The sequence below is a fragment of the Xanthomonas pisi DSM 18956 genome (assembly GCF_001010415.1).
In the GTDB taxonomy this organism is placed as follows: Bacteria; Pseudomonadota; Gammaproteobacteria; order Xanthomonadales; family Xanthomonadaceae; genus Xanthomonas; species Xanthomonas pisi.
This window is the reverse complement of record NZ_JPLE01000194.1, coordinates 1-847: the sequence shown is the minus strand read 5'-3', so window position 1 is coordinate 847 and position 847 is coordinate 1. Positions and strand designations below refer to the sequence as shown.

The window sequence follows — 847 nt, the reverse complement described above, 5'->3', positions numbered from 1 at the left end:
GAAGAAACCCCAGAAGGTGAAGAGAAGTTTGAAGTTGAAACTGAATCTCACGCTGGCGGCGAACTTCCGCAATTGATCAGCCAAATCGAAGCACTTATTGCAAAACTGAAAGGTGGCGCGGTAGGTGATGAAGAAGAAGTTGAAGCCGAAGTCAAAGACGAAGAAGAAGTTGAAGTCAAGGCTGAAGATGTATCACCTTGCGACAAAGCTGAAGATGTGGTTAGCGGCCTGCAAAACAGCAACGTAAAGGGGGCTTCGGTCGAAAAAGATGACAAACCGACAAAAGCGGCGAAAGCGTCGCCAGGTCCAGCAAAAGGGGAACACTCAATGGCATCTGATTCAGCAGTTGCTGCTTTCTACGCTGATTCTGCTCGTAAGAATAGCCTCTACCAGCGCCTGTCTAAAGTTGTTGGTGCCTTTGATCATGCAACTATGGACTCCAAGTCCGTAGCGAAATATGGCGCTAAAAAGTTAGGCTTGAAGTGCGTTGATGGGGCTGAGTTTGACGTGGTGGATAATTATCTGCGCGGCGTTGAGCACGGTCAAAAACAGCGTGTAGTCGCAAAACAAAAGGCCGCTGCGGATTCTGCAGCAACTGACGAAGCATTTGAAGCTTGGTTGAAAGGGGAATAAACATGACTTTCCAAACTAGTGTAGGCCGTCAATATACAACTGGCTTTCCTGGCGACATCGTTCGCGACGGCCCACAGCGTGGGAAGCCAGGCCGAATCGTTAGCGCCAACGACGGTGCAAACGTAAACGCCATCAGCCGTGTGTTTGGTTTTAAGGCTGACGTGTCATTAATGGGTCCTGGCCAGCGCAAAGCCTTGGGCGCGCAGGACTTCGC

2 protein-coding genes are annotated in these 847 nt (G+C 50.2%); both read left to right on the top strand.

The window, feature by feature from the left end; translation table 11 throughout:
• A partial coding sequence (locus Y887_RS20755) for a hypothetical protein (RefSeq protein WP_046965597.1) occupies positions 1 to 633 on the top strand: 633 nt, incomplete at its 5' end.
• Positions 634 to 635: 2 nt separating this feature from the next.
• Positions 636 to 847: structural cement protein Gp24 (locus Y887_RS21155; protein ID WP_211257010.1), on the top strand; the 212-nt coding region annotated here is incomplete at its 3' end.